Source organism: Zymomonas mobilis subsp. mobilis ATCC 10988 (assembly GCF_000175255.2).
Taxonomy (GTDB): domain Bacteria; phylum Pseudomonadota; class Alphaproteobacteria; order Sphingomonadales; family Sphingomonadaceae; genus Zymomonas; species Zymomonas mobilis.
Genome location: NC_017262.1, coordinates 17,305 through 30,752, shown reverse-complemented (window position 1 = coordinate 30,752; position 13,448 = coordinate 17,305). Strand labels below are relative to the sequence as shown.

The 13,448-nt window shown below is 46.3% G+C and carries 13 protein-coding genes; 10 read left to right on the top strand and 3 right to left on the bottom strand.

What is annotated here, in order from left to right; all coding sequences use genetic code 11:
* Nucleotides 1-99 precede the first annotated feature (99 nt).
* From ZMOB_RS00140 to wrbA, 9 genes are all read left to right on the top strand, one after another.
* The gene (locus ZMOB_RS00140; RefSeq protein ID WP_014500288.1) at nt 100-591 is read left to right on the top strand and encodes an HPr kinase/phosphorylase; all 492 of its coding nucleotides are present in this window, start codon (nt 100-102) and stop codon (nt 589-591) included.
* 22 nt (nt 592-613) lie between these two features.
* Nucleotides 614-1,585 carry an RNase adapter RapZ gene (rapZ, locus tag ZMOB_RS00135; RefSeq protein WP_011241126.1) on the top strand — a complete coding sequence of 324 codons (972 nt, stop codon included), beginning with the start codon at nt 614-616 and terminating at the stop codon, nt 1,583-1,585.
* Between the two features lie 7 nt (nt 1,586-1,592).
* Nucleotides 1,593-1,997, top strand: a complete 405-nt coding sequence (locus ZMOB_RS00130) for a PTS sugar transporter subunit IIA (protein ID WP_011241127.1) — start codon at nt 1,593-1,595, stop codon at nt 1,995-1,997.
* Nucleotides 1,994-2,266, top strand: a complete 273-nt coding sequence (locus ZMOB_RS00125; RefSeq protein WP_011241128.1) for an HPr family phosphocarrier protein — start codon at nt 1,994-1,996, stop codon at nt 2,264-2,266. The genes ZMOB_RS00130 and ZMOB_RS00125 overlap by 4 nt, the downstream gene beginning before the upstream one ends.
* A gap of 17 nt (nt 2,267-2,283) precedes the next feature.
* A complete protein-coding gene (locus ZMOB_RS00120; protein ID WP_011241129.1) occupies nt 2,284-3,090 on the top strand; it encodes a TrmH family RNA methyltransferase in 807 nt (268 codons plus the stop codon).
* Nucleotides 3,091-3,142: 52 nt separating this feature from the next.
* The gene (locus tag ZMOB_RS00115) at nt 3,143-3,919 is read left to right on the top strand and encodes an NAD kinase (protein ID WP_011241130.1); all 777 of its coding nucleotides are present in this window, start codon (nt 3,143-3,145) and stop codon (nt 3,917-3,919) included.
* Between the two features lie 323 nt (nt 3,920-4,242).
* Nucleotides 4,243-7,056: a mechanosensitive ion channel family protein gene (locus ZMOB_RS00110; protein ID WP_014500287.1), complete on the top strand. Its 2,814-nt coding sequence runs from the start codon at nt 4,243-4,245 to the stop codon at nt 7,054-7,056.
* A gap of 727 nt (nt 7,057-7,783) precedes the next feature.
* Entirely contained in the window at nt 7,784-8,398 is a 615-nt protein-coding gene (locus tag ZMOB_RS00105; RefSeq protein WP_014500286.1) for a YceI family protein, read from the top strand.
* A 279-nt stretch (nt 8,399-8,677) separates the two neighbouring features.
* On the top strand, nt 8,678-9,280 hold the full coding sequence (gene wrbA, locus ZMOB_RS00100; RefSeq protein ID WP_014500285.1) for an NAD(P)H:quinone oxidoreductase: 603 nt from the start codon (nt 8,678-8,680) through the stop codon (nt 9,278-9,280).
* A gap of 140 nt (nt 9,281-9,420) precedes the next feature.
* Here wrbA and ZMOB_RS00095 read toward each other — a convergent pair whose 3' ends face one another.
* A complete protein-coding gene (locus ZMOB_RS00095; protein ID WP_014500284.1) occupies nt 9,421-10,332 on the bottom strand; it encodes a LysR family transcriptional regulator in 912 nt (303 codons plus the stop codon).
* A 131-nt stretch (nt 10,333-10,463) separates the two neighbouring features.
* On the opposite strand from ZMOB_RS00095, the gene ZMOB_RS00090 reads away from it, so the two are divergent.
* Nucleotides 10,464-11,171, top strand: coding sequence for a pirin family protein (locus ZMOB_RS00090; protein WP_014500283.1), 708 nt, complete (start codon nt 10,464-10,466; stop codon nt 11,169-11,171).
* A 3-nt stretch (nt 11,172-11,174) separates the two neighbouring features.
* Here the strand turns inward: ZMOB_RS00090 and ZMOB_RS00085 are convergent, their stop codons facing one another.
* Nucleotides 11,175-11,789: a LysE family translocator gene (locus ZMOB_RS00085; RefSeq protein ID WP_014500282.1), complete on the bottom strand. Its 615-nt coding sequence runs from the start codon at nt 11,787-11,789 to the stop codon at nt 11,175-11,177.
* A gap of 28 nt (nt 11,790-11,817) precedes the next feature.
* Complete coding sequence (locus tag ZMOB_RS00080) at nt 11,818-13,116, bottom strand: MFS transporter (protein WP_011241137.1); 1,299 nt, start codon at nt 13,114-13,116, stop codon at nt 11,818-11,820.
* Between the last annotated feature and the right edge of the window lie 332 nt (nt 13,117-13,448).

Genomic DNA, 13,448 nt, shown 5'->3' with positions numbered 1-13,448 from the left:
AAATTTCCACCGAAAAAGGTGATTTTGGAATATCTATTTCTTATCGCTTTTGACTGTGATTATCTTTGTAATGTCATGGGCTAAAGCGTTCTAATTGAGATGTCTTCTGTAACTATTGAAAATACCCGCAAGGCCGATGGTTCAAACGAATCATCGGCCTTGATTCATGCAACGACGATATTCATCAAAAATCACGGCGTTCTTTTGATCGGTGCGTCTGGTAGCGGGAAGTCCGACCTTGCTTTGCGCCTGATAGATCGCGGAGCCATTCTGGTCAGTGATGATTACAGCTTGATAGAAGATGATCCCGAAAAACGGCTTTTGGTTGCCTCTCCGCCTTCTCATATTGCAGGTTTGTTAGAAATAAGAGGTGTGGGGATTGTCAAGATGCCCTTTTCGCCTAAGGCGAATCTGGCCTTGGCTGTCATTTTGGATGACAGCGTTGAGCGGATGCCTGATCCTGCCGATTCTGTAGAAATTTTAGGGCGGGCTTTGCCGCTTTTAACGCTTAAGGCTTTTGAGGCTTCGACACCGATAAAAATTGAAATGAAAATAGCGTGTTTACAGGGAGATATTCTGCTAAAAGATTGAGATTGAAGAGGATATCTTACCTATGAGCCGGAATGATTTGTCTTCTGCCCCCTCGTCTTCTGCGGCTCCGCCTGCGCGTATTTTATTGGTAACCGGATTATCGGGTGCCGGAAAATCAACAGCGCTTCGCACTTTTGAAGATATGGGATGGGAAACCGTCGATAATTTGCCGCTCTCCCTGTTGGAGCGGTTAATTCTTACGCCGCCGTCATCGGTCGCGGCCTATAAAGGGCGGCCTTTGGCTTTGGGTATTGATAGCCGCACCCGAGGTTTTACCGTTGACGCTTTTCTAAAAGGGGTTGAGCAGCTTCGCCAGCATCATAGCCAGCCAATTGATATTCTTTTCCTCGATTGTTCTGACAGCGAGTTAATGCGGCGCTTTGATACAACCAGGCGGCGGCATCCTTTAGCCCTTGATCGACCGATGGAAGATGGCATTTCCGAAGAACGGGCATTTTTAGCACCTGTCAGAGAAATTGCCGATTTTCTCATTGATACCACCACGACCAGCAGCCACAGCTTGCAAAGCGAATTAAGACAGCAATTCGCACCGGAAAACAGTGTTGCCCCGAATGTGTCGATTTTGTCTTTCGGTTTTTCGCGCGGTATTCCCAGAAATTGCGACCTTCTTTTCGATATGCGCTTTCTTCAAAATCCTTATTGGGAAGAGGCTTTGCGGCCTTTGACCGGACTTGATCCAGAGATTGCCGACTATATTGAGCAAGACCCCTCTTTTTTACCGGCGGTTACAAAAATTAAAGATCTGCTTCTTTTTTTGTTACCACGCTATATAGATACAGGAAAAAGCTATATTGTTATTGCTTTTGCTTGCACAGGTGGGCGGCACAGATCGGTTTATGTTGCGGAGTGGATAGCGGCTCGGTTGCGTCAGGCGCATTTTTCTCTCACTATTACCCATCGTGACCTAAAACTACCTCTGCTCGAATCGCAATCAAACCGGATACGGGCAGGAAAGGCATATCAAGGCGGATGATCACTTCATGATTGGATTGGTGTTAGTAACGCATGGGGGGCTGGCGGCAGAGTTTGTCACAGCCATGGAGCATGTCGTTGGAAAACAAGAAGCGGTTGCCGCGATTTGTATCGGCCCCGATGATGATATGGAAAACCGGCGTGCCGACATCGCCAAGGCTATTGCCGAGGTCGAAAATGGTGACGGTGTTATTCTGTTAACCGATTTATTCGGTGGAACGCCTTCAAATCTGGCGATTTCATTGATGCAACCGGGTAAAATCGAAGTGATTGCCGGTATCAATTTACCGATGCTTATCAGGCTGGAACGCGCCCGCAGACAACAAGACGTTCAAGCGGCAGTTGCAGCTGCCCGCGAGGCTGGACGAAAATATATATCAGTGGCTTCTGAAATATTAGGCGAATCATTATGACCCCTATTATCCGAAAAGTGCAGATTACGAATAAACGCGGTCTTCATGCCCGTGCAAGCGCCCGTTTCGTGGCTTTGGCCTCTGCCCAGTCAGCCGTGATTGAAGTTGAAAAAGACGGCAATAAAGTCGTTGGCACCTCGATTATGGGGCTGATGATGTTAGGGGCCGCTATTGGTGATTATGTGACCATTTATGCGTCAGGTGTCGGTGCCGAACGGGCTGTCAGTGCCTTGGCCGATCTGGTTGAACAAAAATTCGGCGAAGAATAAGGACTATCTGTTTTTTCATGCCTAGAGCTATTACCGCCTTTTCCAATCCGCTTATCAAACGTGTTCGTTCCTTGCGCGATAAAAAACATCGCCGCGAAGAGGGACTGTTCCTAGCTGAAGGCTTACGCATTCTGACCGAAGCCCGTGAAGCGGGTTTTATTCCGGTCTATATTTTCTTTGCGGCTGATAGTGCCGCGCATCCTTTGGTTCAGCAATTGATCGAAGCTGTCGAAGATAACGGGGGCGAAGCCATCGAAACCAGCCGTGATATTTTGCATAAATTATCCGGCAAAGATAATCCCCAGACCGTTATCGGGGTTTTTGAGAGTTTTACCCTTCCTTTGTCCTCTATTGACCGCAGACAGGCTCCGATCTGGTTAGTGGCTCAATCGTTGAGAGATCCGGGGAATCTTGGCACCTTGTTACGCACCGGTGATGCGGTCGGTGCGGGTGGCTTGATCTTGATTGACGACTGTGTTGATCCTTTTTCTGTTGAAGCTGTCCGCGCCACGATGGGAGCGTTGTTTACCCAGAAAATAGCCACCGCCCGTTGGGAAGATTTCCTTGTATGGTTACGACAGGGAGAAGGTGATCTGATCGGCACCAGTTTGCGGGCAACCCAAGATTATCAGGAACCCCGTTATCAAACGCCCAGCTTTGTTCTGGTCGGGAATGAAGCCCAAGGTTTACCGGATTCTTATGAAGATGCCTGCGACCATCTGGTTAAAATTCCGATGATGGGGCGTGCGGATAGCCTGAACGTTGCCGTAGCGGGCGCCATTATGGCCTATGAAGTCTTAAATCAGCAGCGAAAAAGCCGCTAAATGGATTTATCAGGACATTGCCATTTCCGTTAAGGGCAGGAAAAGATCAGCTATGAAATTCAACAGAATGACCCTTATTGCCTCCCCGACCCCGAAGGCACAAAAAGCCGCAGAAGAGCTGAAGAAATTATACCAATGGTATCCGTTGGAAGAAGCTGATGTCATTATCGCCTTGGGCGGTGATGGTTTCATGCTGCAAACGCTGCATCATCTTCTGGATAATAGCTTTAATCTGCCAGTTTTCGGGATGAATTTGGGAACGGTCGGTTTTCTGATGAATGAATGGCGGCCATCCAATCTTCTTAGGCGGCTGATAAGAGCCAAACAATTTACCGTTTATCCTTTGCGGATGGACGGCCAGACGGTTTCCGGCGAGCAAAAAATATATAGAGCAATCAACGAAGTATCTATGTTGCGGGAAACCCGTCAGACAGCGCATCTGGAAATCAGCGTCGATGGCCGGATTGTTTTGCCTGAATTGGTTTCAGATGGTGTTTTGGTTGCGACCCCTGCGGGATCGACGGCTTATAATCTGTCTGCTGATGGTCCGATTTTGCCTTTTGATTCCGGTATGCTGGCTTTAACCCCGATTAGTCCTTTCCGCCCAAGGCGGTGGCGTGGCGCGATTGTGCCGGATGGTTCTATCATTGATATGCGTGTGGTTGACCCCGACAAAAGGCCGATGAGTGCTGTCGCAGATCAGCGCGAATTACGCGAAATTGCCAATGTAACAATCACGCTTGACCGGACAACGCCGCTTCATCTTCTCTTTGATCCTAATCATGCTTTGGATGACCGGATTGCGCGCGAACAATTTCGCTTATGTTAATCCGGCTTTGCTAAGAAGAAATGCGGTTTTCTGTTGAGGAACAAAAAAGCCTGTGATGGTTTTATAAAGATTATCGGATTCAGCGATGCTGAATTGCAGATTCATATCTGAAAATATATCTTTGTTTTTTGGATGTCAGGCTAATTTTGAAGCCTTTTATTCAGAAAGAAATTGTTATTTTCGAGAATATCGGCATAGAGCTTGTATTCATAAGGAAGTTGTCTGATTTTTGACGACAACGTCACGTCAGAATAAGAATTTTATAACCACTGATTTGGTTTTTGTCTGATTTTGTCTTGATACGGCTATAGAGAAGGTAAAGCGTGTCTGTTTTTATGAAAATGCTGTCGCAACTCAATCATAGGCTTTTTCACAAAATACGTTTTATTTTGCCGCTGCTTTTCTCTTTTTTCTTTTTAAATCAGTCTCTCTATGCCCAAGATGCTGCTACAGATAATAGCAGTCAGACCAGTCAGGCACAGCCGCAAGGCAATCAGGCTTTATCAAAATCAGAAGCCAAAAAATTACTAAATATTCTGGATAATCCTAAAAAACGGGAAGAGTTCACCCAGACGCTTTCTTTGATTGCAAAGGGATTACCGAGCGATCAGGCTAGCGCTAATACTGCCGCTAGTGATAGCACGGATAGCGATTCCAGCGCCTCTAATGCCGCATCGAATAATCAGGATGCAACGGCTCCGAAGGCAGCGGCTGTAGCGGCAAAACCAGCCAGTAAAGCCGCTGCGCCTGCGACAACAGATAGCAGCAGCACTGAAAATAGCAGTGAGCCGGCGGCTTTGATTGATAAAGATGTAAGTGACGATCTTAATATCGTCTCGCGTTATATCGTCAAATATACCACCAGTTTCGCCGCTATATTCAAGGATATGGGCTTTGTCAGTCGCTGGTTCCATTATGAGATGACCCATCAGGCTGCTCGAACTATTCTGTTTAAGGCTGTTCTTTATGGGTTGTTGATTTTTGGTATTGGGCTGGCGCTTGAATATACGATAGTCTTTTTTACGCGTGGGTTACTTCGAACCATCAAAGAACGCGCCCAATCTTATGAGACCGCATGGAGCCTGAAACATGCGCCCCAGCCCGAAAATAATGACGACAGCAGCGACAATCTAGAAATTGCTTCAGATGTAGGCGATGCTGGTTCGGACAATTCCGAAGAAAAAGCGGCCGAGACCAAGGAAACGCGGGCAGAAGACCATCGTCGCCAAAATGAAGTGATGGCCTTTATTATCCGTATTCCTTTTGCCTTTTACCACTTGATCACCAAGTTATTGCCGGTCGCTATTTTCTTAGGCTTTAACTATATCGTTTCGGCGTTGATATCGCCCAGCCGTCAGGCTGAGGCTTTGACCTTGTCTCTTGCCAATGCTTATGCCTTGTCACGCACTGCCTATATCATTCTGGAATCAACTTTTGCGCCAAAATCGCCCCCGATCAGGCTTCTTCCTGCTTCGGATTCGACGGCAGCTTTGGTTATAAAATGGGCGAATATTCTCGTTATCACGCCTTCGATCGGTATGTTTTTGATCTCTATGGGAGATGAATTTCACATCGCAAGGCGCGGTATTGAGGCTTTGATCTTAGCCTCTATTCTGGTTGAACATCTGTTTTTAGCCGCCTTTATTTGGCGAATCCGGCATATTGTCGCACAAGCTTTGCGGCCGCCGGAAAAATTACAGAGCCGTCCCTTTTGGCGCTTCATCAGCACGATTATTGGCCTTTGGTGGATACCGGCTATCTTTGTCGATATCGCCTTGTGGGTGGTCTGGGCAACCCGTTTCCATGGTGGCTATCGATGGATGCTCCGCAGTTGTATTTTGACGGTCGCGATTTTAGTTTTCTCTCGTCTGGCGGCGGTTTTGGCCTATGGCGCGCAAGAAAATCTGTTCAATTTCAATGATGACATGAAAAGCCGCTATCCGCGGTTACAGAAGCGCGCTGATTTCTATTATCCTTATGTCCGCAGCATTATCACCTTTGTGATTACGGCGGTCTCGCTGATTGCTTTGACCCAGAGTTGGGGTATCCCTACCCTTCGCTTTCTTTTCAAATCATCAATCGGGGCGCGCCTGACCAGTCTGGCCTTTAGCCTTTTTATCGCGATCACTGTGGCTGTAACCCTGTGGGAAGTCATCAATGCGATGTTGAACCGCCAGATAGATCGCTATCATGAAAGCAATCAGTTCAGTCGGGCAACACGGTTGCGCACGGTTTTCCCGATTATTCGCACCGTGCTTTTGGTCTTTATCATAGCGATCGTTGCGGTGACGACCTTATCCCAAATCGGTATTAATGTGGCTCCTTTGCTGACCGGTGCGGGTATCATGGGTGCGGCAATCGCCTTTGGTTCGCAAAGCCTTGTGAAGGATTTTATCACCGGCTTCTTTATGCTGGTGGAAGATGCGATTCAGGTTGGTGACTGGGTTTCAACTGGTGGTGTTTCCGGCACGGTCGAGCATCTATCAATCAGAACCTTGCGCGTCAGAGCCGTGAATGGTGATTTGCACATCATTCCCTTTTCTTCGGTGTCGTCTATTGCCAATACAGGCCGCGATTTTAACCAGATTATTATTCGTCAGACACTTGATCTATCTGAAGACCCTGATCGTCTCGTTAAAATTATGCAGAAGACTATCGACGAAATGCGAAAAGAAGATGCCTATAAAGACATTATTTATTCCGGTTATAATGATCTGGGTGTCGATATTTCAGACAGCAATGGTTCGGTTCTAGTAGGCTCTATCCGCACTGCGGCAATGATGAAATGGAAAGTCCAAAGAGAATTCTATCGCCGTCTGGGTAACCGTATGGCGGAAGCGAATATCAAATTCTATACCGGCACTTCCTATTATACGACGCCGCCAGGATCGCCGTTACATTGGATCAACGATCAGCCTAGCCCTGCGCCGCAATCGGATACCGATATGATGCGGAAACTGGAAGCGGCTAATGCGCATTCTGATGACGCCGTAAAGACCGGTCAAAAGATAGATGGCTCCTCTTCTAGAAAATCAGCAGGGAAAGAGGCTGATACGGAGTCCCATGCGGCGAAGAATAGTCGAGGCAAAGCCTCTGGTGCGGAGTCTGATCAGAAAGACTCTGGAGAAGAGAATTAGAATTTAAATCCTGACAGGGTTTTATCCGGTTACCTGATATGCATCACGCATAGGTAGCCGGATTTTTTTGTGCTCTATCTATGACTGTTTAAAAGGTAGATTTTATTAGAAGAAAAATTTTTCGGCAGGCATAAGATATTTTAAAATGGGCTTTTTTGCTTGTGGTAAAGCGTCTTCATTCTGTTTGAGAGAAGAAGATTATATCTGGTATTCCGCTAGATTAAGCCATTTTACGAAAGAAATATTACCTGTGACATAAGCCGACAGACCCAAAAAGGCTTTGTTATTATCTTGTCATTTTTAATCGCATTATCTCGGATGAAACAGTGAGATGGCTGGCTGTTTTTTATTGGTGATAATGACCTTGTCCCTTGAGAGGTGAAAGCCTGTCAGGGGATTTTTTTTAATATATGGAGAAAATGATTTATGATTTATGATTTATGATTTCTTGGTTTTGAATTGGTCTGTTTTATAAGCCGCTATTTTATTGATTATTGGCCGGTTTTTAGTGGTTTTTGATGATCTTGGCTTAGTTTGATGTAAAATTTGGAAATGATAGATTTCATTTGTTTCTATTTATGGAATTAAAGGCTTTCGGTAAGCCTATGTTGAAAGAGCTAGCAGGAATAGCTTGAACAGGGAAAATGGCTTGATGTCTTTTTAGGCGACTATCCTTGTTAGGCAAAATCTTGGGCTTTTGATGTTGTTTTGACCGGAGTTTCGTCAAATGAAGCCGTTTATTTCTTTAGCCGCTACGGCATTTTTCTTGTCTTTTACGGCTGTTGACATGGCTTCGGCTGAAGCGGTGACCCATGCCGAACAAATTCAGGCCGGAAGCTATGATGTTGAGCCTTATCATACCCAAGTCGCCTTTTCGGTGCTGCATTTTGGCTTTACCTATTATCAGGGTATTTTTTCGCAGATATCGGGCAGACTTGATCTTGATACGCAGAATCCTGCCAAATCGAGTCTTGCTGTCACTATTCCGATCGCTTCGGTTTTGACGACCAGTTCAAAACTGGATGACGAGTTAAAAGGCGACCAATGGTTTGATAGCGCAAAATTTCCTGAAGCCCGCTTTGTGTCAACTCAGATCCGTCAGACGGGTAAAAATGAAGCGGTGGTGACAGGTAATCTGACTTTGCATGGCATTACCAAACCTGAAATTTTGAAAGTGCGTTTCGTCGGAGCTGGTATCAATCCTTTGGATAAAAAATATACTGCTGGTTTTGAAGGCGACACGACAATCAAACGCAGTGATTTTGGCATTAAAACCTATGTTCCTTATGTCAGCGATAATGTGACGCTGCATATCGCCGGTGCTTTTGAAAAGCGGAGCTAAAATCTTTTAAGCGGATGTCTGTAATCCAGACTGAAGGCCTTCCTTTTGGAAAATTATCATTGAGGTCTGGAATCAAGGAATCGGCATGGCTCTTTTCAGGATTAGAAGCGTTTATCAAAAAGGCTTCATATTGATACCGTAGAAATAGTCCCCTTCATGAAGTGCGGGGGAGAAGATTTCAGCTAACCATGGTCTGGAAAATAGTGGCCTTTTGTCACCGGATTAAAGGGCAAAATACGGTCATAAAGATTTTACCATCACAAAAGAAGGTTGTTGATTATGCCTAAAATTCTTGTTCTTTATTATTCCACTTATGGTCATGTCGAAAGCATGGCCTATGCTGTGGCAGAAGGCGCTCGCGCCGCCGGTGCCGAAGCCGATGTGAAACGGGTGCCGGAATTAGTGCCGGAAGAAGCCGCCAAGAAGAACCATTTCAAGATCGACCAGAAAGCACCGATTGCCGAGCCGAAAGACTTGCTTGAATATGATGGCATTATTGTTGGCGCACCAACCCGATTTGGGCGTTTGCCATCACAAATGGCGAATTTTTGGGATCGGACGGGGGGCATCTGGGCGCAGGGTGCCTTGATCGGAAAGGTCGGAGCGGTCTTTACCTCTACCGCGACCCAGCATGGCGGACAGGAAACCACGCTTTATTCCTTGATGTCTAGCCTGTTGCATCATGGCCTTGTTATCAGCGGCCTGCCCTATAGCTTTCAAGGCCAAGGACGGCTGGATGAAGTAACAGGTGGTGCGCCCTATGGCGCGACGACCATTGCCGCAAGCGATGGTTCACGGCAGCCTAGCGAGAATGAGTTGGATGGCGCGAAATTCTTAGGCCAGCATGTGGCCGAATTGGCCAAAAAACTGACAGCCCAATAGAACTGAAACATAATGCCTCCGAAATGGGCTTCGGAGGCATTGTGGTTTTCGTAGGGTTTAATTTCTGAATTCCTTTGCCGCAGAAAGCAGGGCAAGGCATTCGGAGACAATGCAGAAAACTTCTGAGCTCGTGGAGTAATTTATTTTGTCCAAGGTGGATTTTTAAACGCTTTGGTCAGATAATCAAGTAATACATTCACGCGCATTGGTCTTAGTGGATTGGCAGAAGTAACGAGATAAAGCGCAATTGAACCGGCGTCCCATTCTGGCAATATCTGTTCCAATTTGCCGGATTTCAGGCCTTCCCAGACCATAAAATCAGGAAATATTCCAAAGCCCAATCCGGCTTCTAAGGCAGGTAGAAAAGCTTCGGCATTATCAGCCCTGAAACGGGAAGATTGCGAGAGAACATATTCCTTGCCGCTCTGTTCATGCCGCAGACGAATCATGCCTGAAGCCCGACTGTTGGTATAGACAAAACTTTTTTGCTTCTCGAGTGCCTTGGGATGCTGTGGCCGACCAATACGATCGAGATAATCGCTGGTTGCCACCAATAAAAGGCGCACCGGACAAAGCCGCCGCGCCCGTAAGGCTGAATCCGCAAGAGAAGCTATTCTAAGAGCGATATCATAGCCCTCCCCCACAAGATCAACGAGCGCATCACTGAAATCAATTGAGATATCTATTTCCGGATATTGCGCCAAAAAATCTGGCAGAACCGGTGATAAATGCCATAGGCCAAAAGTCGTTGGTGCAGCTATTTTGATAAGCCCCGAAGGGCGCTGGATACCACCACGGGCTTCGGTTTCGGCCATTTCGGCTTCGGCAATAATTTTATTAGCATGTCCCAAAAGTGACCGCCCGAGATCGGTCAAAGAAATATGACGGGAATTGCGATTGAATAGCGCACTGCCCAAGGATTGCTCAAGGCGACTTACCGCCTTTGAAACCGTGGGTTTGGAAAGCTGGATCGCTTCGGCTGCCCGCGCAAAAGAACCTAATTCAGCTACCTTGGCAAAAATCGCCCATGCTTCAAAATCGGGTAATTTCATTTTGGCATCTCGATCAAAATCGCTTTAATTTAGTAAAAATACAGAAATGATATATTTATATTATTTCTATATATTATCTATAGCACGTCTTCTAGTCATTGATCTTGGGACAACAGGAAAGGATCAGTGATATGATTGTAAAGCGTCCTTATAAAAATCTGGGCTTTGCTGACCATGGATGGTTGCAAGCCAGACATCATTTTTCCTTTGCTCGATATTTTGATCCCGACCGGATAAATTGGGGCGCGGTTAGAGTGTGGAATGATGACCGGATTGCGCCTGATACCGGCTTTGGCATGCATCCTCATAAAGATATGGAAATCGTTACCTATATTCGCGAAGGCGCGTTAACCCATGAGGACAGCCTTGGGAATAAAGGGCGGATAGAGGCCGGTGCTGTCCAAGTTATGTCGGCCGGAACCGGTATTATTCATAGCGAATATAACCGAGAGGCTTCTGATACTCGCTTGTTCCAGATTTGGATTATGCCCAATCAGTCAGGCCATAAACCGTCATGGGGAAGCCGCTCCTTTCCGAAAAAAGATCACGCCGGTCGTTTTGTGGTTTTGGCCTCGGGATATCCTGAGGATAAAGAAGCGCTACCTATTCATGCGGATGCAGCCGTTTTAGGCGCGACTTTGAATAAGGGCGATGTCATCAACTATCCTCTGGAAGAACAACGATATGGCTATCTGGTTGTCTCCAAGGGGATAATCGCAATTGAGAATTGCACTCTTCAAGAAGGCGATGCGGCCGGATTGGCTGAAGTCGAAACGATATCCATTGAAGCCAAAGAGGATTCTGAAATCGTCATGGTTGTGACAGGGGCAAAAATTTGAACGCTATTTGGCCTTGGAAAGAGCGATTTTCAAACCGAAAGCAATAAAAACGCAGCCGGTTAAGCGATCAATCACAGACAAGAATCGCGGTCTTTTTAAAAATCGGAGAAGCGGTGCTGTTGCCAAGGCCAAAATGGCGAACCAAAGAATTGTAATCATGGCATGGATAAAGGTCAGTAAAAACGCATATTGAATTAAATGGCTAGATGACGGCATGAATTGCGGCAAGAAAGTAACGTAGAATATCCCGACTTTGGGGTTAAGGATGTTGGTGAAGAAGCCTTGTCTTAAGGCCTTTGTCGCTGATGGCATCGATGGATCGAGGCTATCCACCAGATTTTTTCGGGGGTGAATAAGCAGATTTATGCCCAGCCAACATAAATAAGCCGCGCCACTCCATTTAATGAGGTTATAGGCTAATTCAGAGGCTCGTAAAACAGCACCTAAACCCAGTGAAGCCGCAATGCCCCAGAGCAGACATCCAAGAGCCACACCTATACCCGCCATAAAGGCCGGACCTGTTCCGCTGCTTGTAGCGACACGCAAGACCATAGCCGTATCAAGACCCGGTGTTATAGTCAGAAGAGAGGCGGCCGCGATAAAAGCTATTAAGGACATGGTTTCAAATCTCAAATTCTTTTTAGATTTACCTGCGATGGAATGGGTGTTTTATTTTATCGCCAACAGCCTTCATTTTAAAAGCGATGTCGCCTTTTTTAAAATATAAATGCAATCGATGATATTTGACGAGATAGCATAAGCCGATCAAGGCGGCTGTGAAGCCAGAAATTGCCCCTATGCCTAAGGCGTAGCGTGCCCCCCAAATATCGGCTACTCGGCCAATCAATAAACTACCGACAGGGGTGCCACCGACCGAGACTGCCAGAAGAATGGCGACAACCCGTCCTCTGACCTTGGAATCGGTCGATAATTGCACCAGACTATTGGATGCGGTTGTAAAAATCTGCGCCGATAAGCCGATAAGAACCAAAACTAGACCAAAGGTCAGTGCATCCGGCATTAAAGCCCCTAAAAGGCAGCTTATCCCGAATAGAATTGTGCTGAGGAATAACAGACGAATATGCGGATTGGCCTGACCGGCAACGAACAAGGTGCCTGTCACCGAGCCGATAGCCATAGAAGACATCAACAGGCCATAAAGGCGGGCTTCGCCATGAAAAACCGTGACAGCCATTGTTGAAATAAAGATCGGGAAATTAAGTCCGAAAGTACAAATCAGGAAAAGCATGGCCAGAATGGTTTTGATATCCGGCCGATGGCGGACATAACGAAAACCATCCGATAGACCGTGTTTTTGGTCTGTGGGTTTGTCCCTTTGATACAATTCATCAAGGCGCAGAAAGGAAAGCGCCAAAATGACAGCTCCGAAAGAGGCTGCATTGAGCAGGAATACGCCACCGCTTCCAAATGCAGCAATCAGAAAACCAGAAATCGCGGGCCCAATTAGGCGTGCGCTATTGAAAGAGGTGGAGTTTAAGGCAACCGCGTTGGGAATATCCTCTTCCTTGACCAGTTCAGAAACAAAAGTTTGACGCGCAGGAGCATCTATCGCCGTGATTGCTCCCAAAATGAGACCGAATAAATAGACATGCCATAGACGCACCAAACCGCTTAACGTCAGGATCCCCAGCCCTAAAGCGGTTAATCCCATAGCCGCTTGTGTAAAAATCAGAAATTTTCTGCGGTCAAAATGGTCGGCCGCATAACCCGAAAAAGGCAAAAGTAAAAAAACAGGGGCGAATTGTAGCGCCGTAATAATGCCGACAGCGGTCGCATTATGATGGGTTAAATGCACCAGAACCAGCCAGTCCTGTGCAATGCGTTGCATCCATGTCCCGATATTGGACACGAACATTCCACTTATCCAAAGGCGATAATTGAAGCTGTTCAGTGACCGGAAGGTTCCATGGAAAAGTTTTTTCATCAGAGGCTCGCTCTATTTTTACATGCCGAGCAGAAGCGCCTTGATCCGCTAGCATCCCATATTGGGAGGATGTTTTTGTGCGCCAGAAAAGCGGAAAAAATATCTACAATCATAGACGGTCGTCAGATTTTCCGGTGATTGGCTTGTTCAAGCTATGCGTCGAGAGCGGGATATCAAGCGTCATGATAAGAAAAAGGATACAGGATAGACGCTTTTGAAAAAGGCCATCGCTGTATCCTAAGAGTATTTTAGTTGATAATTTTTACTAAATAAGGCGTATAACCTTATGTTTTTACGGTAAAATATTTATTATTTTTTATTGACCGAATATG